The organism is Polynucleobacter sp. AP-Melu-500A-A1 (assembly GCF_018882125.1).
Taxonomy (GTDB): Bacteria; Pseudomonadota; Gammaproteobacteria; order Burkholderiales; family Burkholderiaceae; genus Polynucleobacter.
Genome location: NZ_JACVOZ010000002.1, coordinates 317,381 through 330,274, shown reverse-complemented (window position 1 = coordinate 330,274; position 12,894 = coordinate 317,381). Strand labels below are relative to the sequence as shown.

Here is a 12,894-nt window from a genome sequence, read left to right as displayed (position 1 = left end):
TTAAGCCTGAATAAACAGGATGACCAATGCAGCCCAGGCAAGGCAGGCTGCAGCAACATAGGTCAAGCGAGTTCGCATCGTCATAAATGCAGCGCGAGCCTCATCACTCGAGAAATAATATTGATAGGTGCTTTGATCAATATTGCGTTGAATAATCAGGGTCGACGCTAAGATCAAAAGGCCTACAGGAATATAGATGTTCAAGGCCAACCAGGCTACGAGAGCAGGAATAACCCCCCAAATCCAGGCATTACGATCCTCCCATCTATCGCCGGGTGGGACCTTTCCTAAAGTATGCAAGTTAGCGCCCCAATGCAAGGCCCCCATAAAAGAGGTGATCACTGCTCCATAGCCTGCCAAAGATTCTGCACTTAAATAATTGATGGGTGTTGGAGCCAGTTGAACTAGTAAAGCAAGTCCCACAAAAGGAATTAATCCGGCATAAGCTAATTTACGTACAAGCGGTGGTAGTGGGTTCACGAAAGATCTATTCTGTAATGAATTATTCAATTTGAAAAATATTATTTATCGTAGGTATAGATGCCACGGCCTGTCTTACGACCAAGATAACCTGCAGCTACCATTTCACGAAGCAATGGGCAAGGACGGTATTTAGAATCACTAAAGTTTTCAAAATACACTTCCATCACTGCTAGGCAGGTATCTAAACCAATGAGGTCTGCCAATGCCAATGGACCAATAGGTTGATTGCAACCCAACTTCATGCCGGCATCAATATCTTCAGGACTAGCTAATCCTTCTGAGAGTACAAAGAAAGCCTCATTAATCATCGGCAGCAAGATGCGATTGACGACAAAACCAGGGGAGTTCTTGACGGTAATGGGCTCTTTACCAACGCGCTTTGCCATTTCGATAATGGCAGCATGAGTGGCATCACTAGTTTGAAGGCCTCGAATCACTTCCACTAATGCCATCAACGGGGGTGGATTAAAAAAGTGCATTCCAATAAAGCGTGCAGGATTGGAGTCCAGTGCAGCAAGCTTGGTAATCGAGAGGGACGAGGTATTTGTGGCAATGATCGTTTCCTTACTCACAATCTGATCTACTTGATGCAAGATCTTTTCTTTGATTGCTTGATTTTCAGTGGCAGCCTCAATGACCAAACCAAGGCCTTTGAAATCTTCATAGGAAATACTGCCTTTAATACGTTTTAGGGCAGCGTCTTTTGCCACAAGCGTTAAAGTCTCTTTTTTAACTAAGCGATCGAGGCTCTTGCCGATTTGTTCTATGCCACGAGCAACCGCTGCTTCATTAATATCAACCATCACGACGTCAAGACCAGCAACGGCACACACTTGCGCAATACCATTACCCATAGTGCCTGCGCCGATCACACCGACTGATTGAATCTTCATTTCATTTCCTTTTTTGATACTGAGTTGAACCAAATAATTGTTCTCTTGCTTTGTCATCATGCAAAGGTTTACGGAACGCTGTTAATACTGCGCATCCACGCTGTACTGCAGGGCGCTCCCCAATCTTCTCAAACCATTTTTTGAAATGGGGATAATCTTTCAAATCCATTCCCTGATTTTTCCAATTTCGAGTCCAGGGATAAATTGCCATGTCAGCTATGGAATATGTTTTACCAGCAATATAGGGATTATCTTTCAGTTGGCGATCTAAAACACCATATAAACGCTTTGCTTCATTGGTATAGCGATTGACTGCGTAATCGATTTTTTCAGGCGCATAAAGGCGGAAGTGATGATTTTGCCCAAGCATGGGGCCTAATCCGCCCATTTGGAACATGAGCCATTGCAGGACTTCATATTTCCCACGGGTTGATTGAGGTAAAAACTTACCTGTTTTGCCTGCCAGGTATAACAAAATTGCGCCAGATTCAAAGATGCTAATCGGCTTTCCATCTGGCCCATTGGGATCAAATAAGGCGGGGATCTTATTGTTGGGGCTGATTTTTAAAAACTGAGCAGCAAATTGATCGCCGGCACCAATATCGATGGGATGGGCAATCCAATCCTGATCGAGTTTATAACCACATTCTTCAAGCATGATGTGCACTTTGTGGCCATTGGGTGTGGGCCAGCTATAGACATCAATCAGATTTTGTTTAGATTTGTTCATAAGTTCTCCGAGTTTTCTTGACTACTTTTTTCTATAAATTGTGTAAACGCTCTAATGCATTCGATAAGGTTTGCGCTTGTTTAGCAAAGCAAAAACGAATAACACTTGATTCAGTGGACTCTTCATAAAAAGCAGAAACTGGAATCGCTGCCACACCAATTTCTGTAGTGAGCCATTGGCAAAAGTTTGATTCATTCAATTTTGCTTGTGGAATATTGAGTTTGGAATAGTCAACGCACTGAAAATAAGTTCCGGGGGTAGGCAGTAACTTCAATTGAGTAGATGCTAAGCCGGCTCTAAAAAAATCACGCTTGGCTTGATAAAACTTTGGAAGATTGAGGTAATGACTTTCATCCTGGAGATAAGAAGCGAATCCATACTGCATAGGCGTGTTGACGGTGAAAACATTGAATTGATGTACTTTTCGAAACTCTTTTGTGAGGCGGGATGGAGCTGCAACATAACCTACTTTCCAGCCCGTTACATGATAGGTTTTACCAAAGCTTGAGATCAAAAAGCTTCTTGCTGCTAGTTCAGGATGGGCAGCGACGCTGTGATGCTCAGCACCATCGTAGACCATATGTTCATACACTTCATCACTCAAAATTAATGCAGATGTATTTTTGACTAATTGCGCAAGGCGTTCTAGATCAGCGCTTTGCCACACCATGCCAGTTGGATTATGGGGCGTATTGATCATGATGAGTCGAGTTTTTGGATTAATCGCTTTTGCTAAAGTATCCCAAGGAATTTCATAAGAGCTGACTTGATCGTTTTCATCGCGAATGGTTTGCAAAGAAACGGCTATGACTTTTCCACCGGCCAATTCGATAGAGGGTCTATAGCTGTCATAAGCGGGTTCAATGATGATGACTTCATCTGCAGGGCTTACGCAACAGAGTATTGCTGTCAAAATTCCTTGCGTACCACCGGCTGTGATTGTGATTTCAGATTCTGGATCATATTGATGACTGTAAAGCTTAGATATCTTGTGAGCTATGCCATTGCGTAAATCAGCAATACCAATCATCGGAGGATATTGGTTGTGATTCGCGAGCATTGCTTCATTAACCTTTGCAATCAATTTTGGATCACAAGGAAAATCTGGAAAGCCTTGTCCTAAATTAATCGCCTGATGCTTAGCAGCAAGAGCAGACATTACTGTGAAGACCGTAGTCCCAACTGTGGGGAGGCGGCTTGGAAACGACGGAGTAGGGTCCTGAATTTGGCTCATGGAAAGGCTGCGTGGGGATTTAAGGCAGAGTAATCTTGTAGTCGCTAGAATGGAAGTAATACATAAACAAATTGTGCCATGCTGATCGTACTTTCCCCCGCTAAATCCCTTGATTACAAGACCCCTGTGAAGGTCAAGGCACCCACTTTGCCTGAGTTTGTCTCGGAATCAGCAAAGTTAATCGCTGATCTCAAAAAGCTCGCACCCCAAGATGTGGCCAAATTAATGGGCTTATCCGATCCATTAGCCACCTTAAACGTAGGCCGTTATCGGGATTGGTCTAAAACATTTACCGAGATCAATAGCAAACCAGCGATCTATGCCTTTGATGGGGATGTTTACGATGGCTTTGATGTCAAATCACTGAATGCCAAAGCCATTGATTTTGCTCAAGATCACATTCGAATCTTATCGGGTCTATATGGCGCCTTAAGACCATTGGATTTAATGCAGGCCTATCGTTTAGAGATGGGAACCTCCTTTAAGAATGCGCGAGGTAAGGATCTCTATGCTTTTTGGGGTAATAGGGTGACAAACTCCTTGAAAAAGATCTTGGATAAAGAGAAGAAGCCGGTATTGCTCAATTTAGCCTCTGAGGAGTACTTCAAGGTTTTGCAGGCAAAAGATCTAGCTTGCCCCGTCGTTGCGCCTGTATTTCAGGATGCAAAAGAGGGTAAGTACAAGATTATTTCCTTTTACGCTAAGCGCGCTCGTGGCTTGATGGCACGATATGTAGTGGAGAATCGAATTAGCGATCCAATTGACCTAAAAGGTTTTAATTTGGATGGTTACAAATATTGTGCTGCAGAATCAACAGTAGATAAGCCAGTTTTTAGGCGTGCAGAAAGAAAATAATGGCCGTACATCGAATCAAGTCCTCGCAGCGTACGTCTCCTGATGTCGAGCGCCTAGTGGCAGATGCTATTTCTTTGGCTGCCTCTGGAAGCCAGGTAGAAGATCGTTTTTGGGAAGAGCGTTTAAACGTTCGTCTCATGCGCTTGCTCAAAAGCCAGAATCAAAATGTAATTGATGCCGCCCTAGATCAAACGTTTCGCATCAATACCGTGGCTTTTGAAGTGTTGGCAGATAGTGCTGAAACTTTAGCTGAATCTCTTAGGATGGAGCACGAAGATCAAGAGTGGGATGTACTTTTGCTCGCATTACCAATCGTGGCTCATACCCGTTATCAAATCCCTTCCGGCCCATTACCAGTCAACATGATTGAGGCAACAGCCCAAGCCTTACATTCTGCAATTGCTGCTAGTGATACCCGCTTAGCAATTGTTCCTTGGCTATACAGTATTGATCAAATGCCTCATTCACATAGTCAAACACGTGTATTAACTGAGGCCTTGGCAAATGCAGCGATTTCCGCTAAAGAGGTAAAGCTAGAGTTGCGGGATATGACTGAAACTATTGCAGTGCTAGCAGACCCCCGTTTCATCATTGCTGCCTTATGTGCTCCTAGTGGTTCACCGATATTTCGTTGGCAAGCCGAGCCACCAATACGCCAAGAGCGTGGGGTAAGTTTGATTGCTTGGCAAAACGCAATGCATGACCCGATTGCTTCATTGCTTCCTGGTTGCGAATTTGAACTCCTTTTACCGGAGTCCTATTTCACGAATTGCCGCTTGGCAGACAAGCATGTGCGCCCATTAAGTATTCGTGCCGCAGTCAATTTTTTGGAGAGTGCTGTAGGTATTTTGCCAGCAGGTCTATCTTGCGTTGTGGGGGCTTTTGGAGAAGAGCAGGCTGATGAATACCGTATTTCCTTTAGTGCAAAAGGTTCCTCAGAAATTATGTATGGGGTGATCTGGCCCTTATATGATCGGGAGAGTGTCAGTAATGATGCTTTGAATGATTTATCGGATGATGAAAGCCCCATCAAAAAGATTTGTGATGCCTTGCATGATGCAGGGGTAGAGGACGTATTTCGTCACGCCATGCTATTTGACCCCGAGTTATGTGATGATTGTGGTGCGCCTTTATTTCCGGACCGCTCTGGTGAAGCTGAACATGCAGAGATGCCGGAAGATGCTCCAACACAGCAGCCATTGTTTCATTGAAGGCTGAGCTTGTCATCGCTGAAGTACTGAATGGGTAAATAAAAAAGCCGAGGGTCGCTCGGCTTTTTTATTGAAATGCTTGATTACTTAATTTGGTACAAAAGCCTCTGCACCTGCAAATAAGTAGGGTAATTTGCCGGACTTCATTTCTGCTGTTTGGCAGAAATCAGCCAGACGAACGCCTGCCTTAATATTAAAGAGCATTGCCTTATTGCCTAATACGACAAGATCATGACCTGAATCAGTGTTCTTGTAACGCAAGCTACCTGGTAATGAAGTTTGACGGGCTAATTCATAAGATTTGGCTTCCCAAATAATGCGAATTTTTTCAGTATTGCCTGCAGTCTTGAATTGCTTGCTTTCGCTACAAGTCCATACTACTTCTTCATTCGCAATTGCTGTTGTAGTAAGCCCAAGGCTGGCAATCGCAATGCTTACAGCAAGAAAAGTTTTCTTCATAAAGTAATTTCCTTAAGAGAGCAAATGCTTAACACCAGCTTGCTCTTCGAGTAATTCATTGAGGGTGTGATTCATGCGCTCACGGGAAAACTCATCGATCTCAAGTCCTTCGATCATTTTGTATTCACCGTTTTCGCACACTACTGGGAATCCATAAATGACTTCTGCGGGAATACCATACTCACCCTTAGAAGGGATGCCCATGGTAACCCATTTGCCATTGGTGCCGAGCACCCAATCATGCATGTGATCGATTGCCGCATTGGCTGCAGAAGCTGCAGATGACAGGCCGCGAGCATCAATAATGGCAGCGCCGCGCTTACCAACGGTTGGAATGAAAACCTCTTTATTCCACGCCTCATCATTAATAGAATCTTTTACCGATTTGCCGTTAATCGTAGCGAAGCGATGGTCAGGGTACATAGTTGGGCTATGGTTACCCCAAACAACTAATTTCTCAATATCAGCAACGGGTTTATTCAATTTATTAGCCAATTGTGAGAGTGCGCGGTTGTGATCAAGACGTAACATTGCTGTGAAATTCTTCGCAGGAATATCTGGAGCAGATTTCATGGCGATGTAAGCGTTAGTGTTAGCTGGGTTGCCAACGACTAATACCTTGACCGTTTTCTTAGCCACTGCATTTAAGGCCTTGCCTTGCGCTGTGAAAATTTGCGCATTAGCGGAAAGTAAATCTTTGCGCTCCATTCCTGGACCGCGTGGGCGGGCGCCAACCAAGAGAGCTATATCAATGTCTTTAAACGCGGTCATTGGATCGGAATGAGCGCTCATGCCAGCCAAAAGGGGGAAGGCACAGTCTTCGAGTTCCATCATGACACCAGCCAATGCTTTTTGCGCTTTTTCGTCTGGAATTTCAAGTAATTGGAGTATTACAGGCTGATCTTTTCCCAAAAGGTCGCCATTGGCGATGCGGAATAAGAGGGAATAACCGATTTGACCGGCTGCACCGGTTACGGCGACACGCATTGGGGCTTTTGCCATTACTAATAACTCCAGATGAAGGTTAATTAACGAAAACTTTTCTATTATCCATCCCAGTGTAGGGACTTTCGATTTACACTGTCAATGATGTCTTATATAAGACCAAGAATAAGCCTGAATTTTATCCAATTGATGATGTCATGGAGTTCATTTGCCAGAAATAAGCCCGACTACCCCATCATTTAGCCCTCTATACCAGCAGATTAAGGCAATGATTTTGGCTAGCCTACAAGCATCAGAATGGCTGCCTGGGGCCGCTATTCCAAGTGAAATGGAGCTCGCGGCGCGGTATGCAGTAAGCCAGGGCACTGTTCGCAAGGCGATTGACGAGCTGGCGGCTGACAATCTCTTGGTCAGGCGTCAAGGCAAGGGAACTTTTGTTGCTACCCATCAGGAAGACGACTGGCAATTTCGTTTTCTGCGCTTAGCCCCTGATTCTGGAGATAAATTTCACCACACTAACCACTTTTTGGCCTGCGAGAAGGTGCCTGCAATTTCCTATATTGCCAGTTTGCTTAAATTAAAGGTAGGCGATCCCGTGATTCATATAGATCGAGTCCAGAGTTTTGCTGGAAAACCGACTGTTTTTGAAGAGATCTGGCTTCCTGGAAATCGTTTCAAAGATTTAAGTCTGGAGGTAATTCAAGAGTGGCATGGTCCTATGTATGCCTTTTATGAGAGTGAATGCGCTACCCATATGGTTCGCGCGGAAGAAAAGATTAAGGCAGTAGTCGCGGATGAAAAGTTGGCTGCTCACCTCCAATTACCATTAGGCAGCCCATTGCTCTCTGTCGAGAGGGTTTCATTTACCTATGGGAATAAGCCAGTAGAAATACGGCACGCTCGGTATGACACTAGTGAGCAGCATTATGAGAACAAATTAAACTGATCTTATCCGTATAAATTGAAGCCACTGAATCAGTAAAAACCATTATTTAGACCCTAATAACCCTATAAAATCACCAAGGACCCCAAGGTTTCCAATAGAATATGTTGCAATACAACAATGTCACACTGAACCTCCACCCAACGATTGAGATTGCCCATGGTTGATGCACAGCAAGATGTAAAAAAAGATAGACCCAATTACCGAAACATCGGTCTGGCCCAATTGATTCACTATCGCCTTCCTTGGGCCGGGAAAGTTTCCATTCTTCACCGCATTAGTGGAGCAGTATTGTTTCTCTTGTTGCCATTTATTTTGTATCTTTTTGACCAGAGCCTTGCCTCTGAGTTGAGTTATCAAAAATTCCAGGCTTTCACTAGCAATATCTTGGTGAAAATTATTTGCCTTGGCTTGATCTGGTGTTTCTTGCACCACTTCTGTGCTGGTATCCGCTACCTTTTACTCGATTTAGAAATTGGTGTAGACAAGTCAGAAGCAAATCGTTCAGCGATATTTGTGCTGTTCCTTGGCCTAGCTTTGACTGCAGTAGTTGGCCTCAAATTATTCGGCTTGTACTAAGCGCACCTCATTTAAGGAAATTTCATGCCTATTTATCAAATTGGACCAAAGCGCTTAGTAGTAGGCGCTCATTACGGCCTCAAAGAGTGGATTATTCAGCGCGTCACCGCTATTGTGATGGTGGCCTTCACGGTTGTTTTGTTAGTGGACTATTGCATCACCGGGAGTGCTACCTACGAAGGCTGGGCTGGCTTATTTAGTAACCAGTTTATGAAGTTACTCACGCTATTGGCTTTTATTAGTCTGTTCTATCACGCCTGGATTGGTGTGCGTGATATCTGGATGGATTACATCAAGCCCGTCAGTATTCGTTTAACGCTTCAAGTGTTAACGGTTTTGTATCTTGTAGCGTGTGCGGCTTATGCCGTTCAAATTTTGTGGAAAGTGTAATTCGATGACTGCAATAAAAAAATCATTGCCACGCCGCCGTTTTGATGCGGTGATTGTTGGAGCGGGCGGTTCAGGTATGCGTGCTTCTTTGCAATTGGCTGAAGCCGGCTTGAACGTTGCTGTATTAACTAAGGTATTCCCAACACGTTCACATACCGTTGCAGCGCAAGGTGGTATCGGCGCTTCTCTAGGTAACATGAGTGAAGACAATTGGCATTATCACTTTTATGACACCATCAAAGGTTCTGACTGGTTAGGCGATCAAGATGTTATCGAGTTTATGTGTCGTGAAGCGCCTAAAGTTGTATACGAATTAGAACATTTCGGCATGCCATTTGATCGCAATCCTGATGGCACTATTTATCAGCGTCCATTCGGTGGTCACACTGCTAACTACGGTGAGAAACCAGTGCAACGCGCTTGCGCTGCTGCTGACCGTACTGGTCACGCAATGCTGCACACTTTGTATCAACGTAACGTGCGCGCTAAAACCAATTTCTTTGTGGAATGGTTAGCCTTAGATTTGATTCGAGATGATGCAGGCGATGTCGTTGGCGTTACTGCTCTCGAAATGGAAACAGGCCAGGTATATATTTTGGAAGCGAAGATTGTGATGTTGGCAACTGGTGGTGCAGGCCGTATTTGGGATGCGTCTACCAATGCATTTATTAATACTGGTGACGGAATGGGTCTTGCTGCTCGCGCTGGTATTCCATTGGAAGATATGGAGTTCTGGCAATTTCACCCAACCGGCGTAGCTGGTGCGGGGGTTTTGCTGACTGAAGGTTGCCGCGGTGAAGGTGGTATCTTGCGCAATAAAGATGGTGAGCGTTTCATGGAGCGCTATGCACCTAATTATAAAGATTTAGCGCCACGTGATTTCGTTTCTCGCTGCATGGATCAAGAAATTAAAGAAGGGCGCGGCTGCGGTCCTAATGGTGACTATGTGGTTCTGGATTTGACCCATATTGGCGCTGAGACCATCATGAAGCGTTTACCTTCGGTATATGAAATTGGTATTAACTTTGCGAACGTTGACGTGACTAAAGAGCCAATTCCTGTGGTGCCAACGATTCACTATCAGATGGGCGGCATCCCTACCAATATTAATGGTCAGGTAGTGGTGCCAGGTAACGGCATACCCAATGAAATCGTCAATGGTCTTTATGCTATTGGAGAGTGTTCATGTGTTTCAGTGCACGGCGCTAACCGTTTGGGTACCAACTCATTGCTTGATCTCTTGGTGTTTGGTCGTGCTGCAGGTAATCATATCGTTAACTTGGATCTGAAGAATCGTGAGTTCAAGCCATTGCCTGCGAATGCTGGTGAGAAGACTTTGGAGCGGATTGCTGCCCTTGATAACTCCAGCTCTGGTGAGTATGCGCAAGATGTTGCAAACGAGATTCGCAAGACGATGCAGAAATACGCTGGCGTCTTCCGCAACCAAGAGTTGATGGATGAAGGTGTTCGTCAAATGGCTAAATTGACTGAGCGAGCTAAGCATTTATGGGTCAAAGATAAGTCCGAGATTTTCAATACCGCACGGATTGAGGCTTTGGAAGTGGCCAACTTGGTTGAAACTGCAAACGCAACCATGATCTCTGCGGCTGCTCGCAAAGAGAGTCGTGGAGCCCACTCGCATGATGACCATCAAGCGCGCGATGACGAAAATTGGATGAAGCATACCCTTTGGTATAGCGAAGGTAACAAGCTGTCTTACAAGCCAGTGGTGTTAAAGCCTTTGACAGTTGAGTCTTTCCCTCCTAAAGAACGTACTTTCTAAGCAAAAGAGATAGAAGATGAGTGATATTCGTATATTTGAAATTTACCGCTACGATCCAGATGTCGATGCAGCACCTCGCATGGAGCGTTATGAACTAGAGCTTACTGGTGAGCGGATGTTGTTAGATGCTTTGATTTCCCTGAAGAGGCAAGATGAAACTATTTCATATCGTCGTTCATGCCGTGAAGGTGTATGCGGGTCAGATGCCATGAACATTAACGGCAAAAATGGTTTGGCCTGTTTGACCAATATGTTGACTTTGCCTAAGGTCATCACTTTGCGTCCATTACCTGGCTTACCAGTCGTGCGCGATTTGATTGTGGATATGACTTTGTTCTTTAAGCAATATTTGTCTATCAAGCCCTACTTGGTGAATGACAATCCACCCCCAGAAAAAGAGCGTCTTCAGAGTCCTGAAGAGCGTGAAGAATTAAATGGCTTGTATGAGTGCATCTTGTGCGCATCATGTTCAACTGCATGCCCATCATTCTGGTGGAACCCTGATAAGTTCGTTGGGCCAGCGGGTCTCTTACAGGCTTATCGCTTTATTGCCGATAGTCGTGACGAGGAAACTGCTCAGCGTTTAGACAACCTAGAAGATCCGTACCGCTTGTTCCGTTGCCATACCATCATGAACTGCGTGGATGTATGCCCTAAACATCTAAATCCAACGAAAGCCATTGGTAAGATCAAGGAGTTAATGGTTCGTAGGGCAGTATGACCCTTAGTAATGCAGATTTATATCGCCTCAAGAGTGACGCCCGTAGGGGATTACTAGAGAATGATTTAATTCTGCAACGTTTCTTTGAGCGCTATGGCGCTCAGTTAAGCGTAGAAGATGGGCAAGTTTTAAGTCAGTTGCTGGCTCTAGATGATAACGATCTGATGGATTTATTGATTGGACGTAAAGATACTGTTGCAATCCTGGAAAAGGAGATAGCATTAGACTCCTTCAAAGCGGTTTTACAAAGGCTGAGGGAGAAATAATTCAGCGTTTGGGTGCAGTAGAAGTGAACGAATAGTGTATTAATCTTAATTTTGAATGACTAAGGATTAGAAATGATTGAATCGGACATCAAGGCAAAACTCTCGTTCTCGGATGGCACTCCAGATATTGATCTGCCAATTTACAAAGGATCCGTTGGTCCTGACGTGATTGACATTCGCAAGCTATATGGCCAAACTGGTAAGTTCACCTATGACTCAGGCTTTCTCTCTACTGCGTCATGTAATAGCAAAATTACCTATATCGATGGCGATAAAGGAGAGCTTCTGTATCGCGGCTATCCGATTGAGCAACTGGCTGGCGACTGCGATTTCTTGGAAGTTTGCTACCTTTTGATTAACGGCGACTTGCCAAATGCGAAGCAGAAGAAAGATTTTGATCAAATGGTCATCCATCACACGATGGTTCATGAGCAGATGCAATTTTTCTTGCGAGGCTTCCGCCGCGATGCGCATCCAATGTCTGTGCTTACTGGTTTGGTTGGCGCAATGGCTGCCTTCTATCATGATGAAATTGATTACAGCGACCCATATGCACGTGAGGTTGCACAAATTCGTTTGATTGCTAAGATGCCTACGTTGGTAGCAATGTCCTATAAGTATTCAGTAGGTCAACCATTCATCTATCCAGATAATTCACTGTCTTACACCGCTAACTTCATGCGCATGATGTTTGCAACGCCATGTGAAGAATACAAAGTAAACCCAATTTTAGTCCGTGCCTTAGATCGTATTTTCATATTGCATGCAGACCATGAGCAAAACGCTTCCACCTCTACAGTGCGTTTGTGCGGATCTTCGGGCACCAATCCATTCGCAGCAATTTCTGCTGGTATTGCCTGCCTCTGGGGTCCTGCGCATGGTGGTGCTAACGAAGCCTGCCTCCAAATGTTGAATGAAATTCAAGCTAATGGTGGTGTTGATAAGATTCATGAGTTTATTGCTCAAGTGAAAGACAAAAACTCTAGCGTACGTTTAATGGGCTTTGGACATCGTGTTTATAAAAACTTTGATCCACGCGCAAAACTCATGCGTGAAACTTGCCACGAGGTATTGAATGAATTAGGCCTACAAGATGACCCATTGTTCAAACTGGCCATGACACTTGAGAAAATTGCTTTGGAAGATGAATATTTCGTTAGCCGCAAGCTGTATCCAAACGTCGACTTTTACTCAGGTATCGTTCAACGTGCTCTTGGCATCCCAACAGAGATGTTCACCTGTATTTTTGCTTTAGCAAGAACAGTGGGATGGATTGCGCAGTGGGAAGAAATGATTACCGATCCTGAATTTAAGATTGGTCGTCCACGCCAGTTATATGTTGGCGAAACTGCCCGCCAGGTGCCAAACATTTCTGTTCGTAAATAAAGGTTTAAGGTCTCTC

General features: G+C 44.5%; 15 protein-coding genes. 9 read left to right on the top strand and 6 right to left on the bottom strand.

Translation table 11 applies throughout. The features are described from left to right. From ICN38_RS05070 to ICN38_RS05055, 4 genes are read right to left on the bottom strand one after another with little or no spacing between them, the layout of a single operon-like run. A complete protein-coding gene (locus ICN38_RS05070; RefSeq protein WP_216255820.1) occupies nt 1–480 on the bottom strand; it encodes a DUF3429 family protein in 480 nt (159 codons plus the stop codon). Between the two features lie 41 nt (nt 481–521). Further along, nucleotides 522–1,376 (bottom strand): 3-hydroxybutyryl-CoA dehydrogenase, encoded by an 855-nt coding sequence (locus ICN38_RS05065; RefSeq protein ID WP_216255818.1) that lies wholly within the window; start codon nt 1,374–1,376, stop codon nt 522–524. 1 nt (nt 1,377) lies between these two features. After that, complete coding sequence (locus ICN38_RS05060) at nt 1,378–2,085, bottom strand: glutathione binding-like protein (protein ID WP_216256261.1); 708 nt, start codon at nt 2,083–2,085, stop codon at nt 1,378–1,380. Nucleotides 2,086–2,137: 52 nt separating this feature from the next. Then, the gene (locus ICN38_RS05055; RefSeq protein ID WP_216255816.1) at nt 2,138–3,340 is read right to left on the bottom strand and encodes a pyridoxal phosphate-dependent aminotransferase; all 1,203 of its coding nucleotides are present in this window, start codon (nt 3,338–3,340) and stop codon (nt 2,138–2,140) included. Between the two features lie 78 nt (nt 3,341–3,418). On the opposite strand from ICN38_RS05055, the gene yaaA reads away from it, so the two are divergent. Beyond that, entirely contained in the window at nt 3,419–4,195 is a 777-nt protein-coding gene (yaaA, locus tag ICN38_RS05050; protein ID WP_216255814.1) for a peroxide stress protein YaaA, read from the top strand. Next, the gene (locus ICN38_RS05045; RefSeq protein WP_216255812.1) at nt 4,195–5,406 is read left to right on the top strand and encodes a DUF2863 family protein; all 1,212 of its coding nucleotides are present in this window, start codon (nt 4,195–4,197) and stop codon (nt 5,404–5,406) included. Before yaaA ends, ICN38_RS05045 begins: the two co-directional genes overlap by 1 nt. 87 nt (nt 5,407–5,493) lie before the next feature. Here ICN38_RS05045 and ICN38_RS05040 read toward each other — a convergent pair whose 3' ends face one another. Together ICN38_RS05040 and ICN38_RS05035 are read right to left on the bottom strand one after the other, a co-directional pair. Further along, complete coding sequence (locus ICN38_RS05040; protein ID WP_216255811.1) at nt 5,494–5,865, bottom strand: hypothetical protein; 372 nt, start codon at nt 5,863–5,865, stop codon at nt 5,494–5,496. A 12-nt stretch (nt 5,866–5,877) separates the two neighbouring features. After that, the gene (locus ICN38_RS05035) at nt 5,878–6,867 is read right to left on the bottom strand and encodes a malate dehydrogenase (RefSeq protein WP_216255809.1); all 990 of its coding nucleotides are present in this window, start codon (nt 6,865–6,867) and stop codon (nt 5,878–5,880) included. 151 nt (nt 6,868–7,018) lie between these two features. Between ICN38_RS05035 and ICN38_RS05030 the strand changes: the two genes are divergently transcribed. The 7 genes from ICN38_RS05030 to gltA all read left to right on the top strand — a co-directional run bounded on the left by ICN38_RS05030 (nt 7,019) and on the right by gltA (nt 12,878). Next, the gene (locus tag ICN38_RS05030) at nt 7,019–7,756 is read left to right on the top strand and encodes a GntR family transcriptional regulator (RefSeq protein WP_216255808.1); all 738 of its coding nucleotides are present in this window, start codon (nt 7,019–7,021) and stop codon (nt 7,754–7,756) included. A 156-nt stretch (nt 7,757–7,912) separates the two neighbouring features. Next, nucleotides 7,913–8,332 carry a succinate dehydrogenase, cytochrome b556 subunit gene (gene sdhC, locus ICN38_RS05025; protein WP_216255807.1) on the top strand — a complete coding sequence of 140 codons (420 nt, stop codon included), beginning with the start codon at nt 7,913–7,915 and terminating at the stop codon, nt 8,330–8,332. A 24-nt stretch (nt 8,333–8,356) separates the two neighbouring features. Continuing rightward, nucleotides 8,357–8,722, top strand: coding sequence for a succinate dehydrogenase, hydrophobic membrane anchor protein (sdhD, locus tag ICN38_RS05020; protein WP_216255805.1), 366 nt, complete (start codon nt 8,357–8,359; stop codon nt 8,720–8,722). A 4-nt stretch (nt 8,723–8,726) separates the two neighbouring features. After that, nucleotides 8,727–10,505 (top strand): succinate dehydrogenase flavoprotein subunit, encoded by a 1,779-nt coding sequence (gene sdhA, locus ICN38_RS05015; protein WP_216255803.1) that lies wholly within the window; start codon nt 8,727–8,729, stop codon nt 10,503–10,505. Between the two features lie 16 nt (nt 10,506–10,521). After that, entirely contained in the window at nt 10,522–11,226 is a 705-nt protein-coding gene (locus ICN38_RS05010; RefSeq protein WP_216255801.1) for a succinate dehydrogenase iron-sulfur subunit, read from the top strand. Further along, a complete protein-coding gene (locus tag ICN38_RS05005; protein WP_216255799.1) occupies nt 11,223–11,492 on the top strand; it encodes a succinate dehydrogenase assembly factor 2 in 270 nt (89 codons plus the stop codon). The genes ICN38_RS05010 and ICN38_RS05005 overlap by 4 nt, the downstream gene beginning before the upstream one ends. A 72-nt stretch (nt 11,493–11,564) precedes the next feature. After that, nucleotides 11,565–12,878, top strand: coding sequence for a citrate synthase (gene gltA, locus ICN38_RS05000; RefSeq protein ID WP_216255797.1), 1,314 nt, complete (start codon nt 11,565–11,567; stop codon nt 12,876–12,878). Nucleotides 12,879–12,894 lie beyond the last annotated feature (16 nt).

What these genes read in the sequence shown, in the direction of transcription:
- ICN38_RS05055 (WP_216255816.1), bottom strand. Translation starts at nt 3,340, where the DNA reads ATGAGCCAAATTCAGGACCCTACTCCGTCGTTTCCAAGCCGCCTCCCC.
- ICN38_RS05035 (WP_216255809.1), bottom strand. Translation starts at nt 6,867, where the DNA reads ATGGCAAAAGCCCCAATGCGTGTCGCCGTAACCGGTGCAGCCGGTCAA.
- yaaA (WP_216255814.1), top strand. Translation starts at nt 3,419, where the DNA reads ATGCTGATCGTACTTTCCCCCGCTAAATCCCTTGATTACAAGACCCCT.
- sdhA (WP_216255803.1), top strand. Translation starts at nt 8,727, where the DNA reads ATGACTGCAATAAAAAAATCATTGCCACGCCGCCGTTTTGATGCGGTG.
- ICN38_RS05010 (WP_216255801.1), top strand. Translation starts at nt 10,522, where the DNA reads ATGAGTGATATTCGTATATTTGAAATTTACCGCTACGATCCAGATGTC.
- ICN38_RS05045 (WP_216255812.1), top strand. Translation starts at nt 4,195, where the DNA reads ATGGCCGTACATCGAATCAAGTCCTCGCAGCGTACGTCTCCTGATGTC.
- sdhD (WP_216255805.1), top strand. Translation starts at nt 8,357, where the DNA reads ATGCCTATTTATCAAATTGGACCAAAGCGCTTAGTAGTAGGCGCTCAT.
- ICN38_RS05040 (WP_216255811.1), bottom strand. Translation starts at nt 5,865, where the DNA reads ATGAAGAAAACTTTTCTTGCTGTAAGCATTGCGATTGCCAGCCTTGGG.
- gltA (WP_216255797.1), top strand. Translation starts at nt 11,565, where the DNA reads ATGATTGAATCGGACATCAAGGCAAAACTCTCGTTCTCGGATGGCACT.
- ICN38_RS05005 (WP_216255799.1), top strand. Translation starts at nt 11,223, where the DNA reads ATGACCCTTAGTAATGCAGATTTATATCGCCTCAAGAGTGACGCCCGT.
- ICN38_RS05065 (WP_216255818.1), bottom strand. Translation starts at nt 1,376, where the DNA reads ATGAAGATTCAATCAGTCGGTGTGATCGGCGCAGGCACTATGGGTAAT.
- sdhC (WP_216255807.1), top strand. Translation starts at nt 7,913, where the DNA reads ATGGTTGATGCACAGCAAGATGTAAAAAAAGATAGACCCAATTACCGA.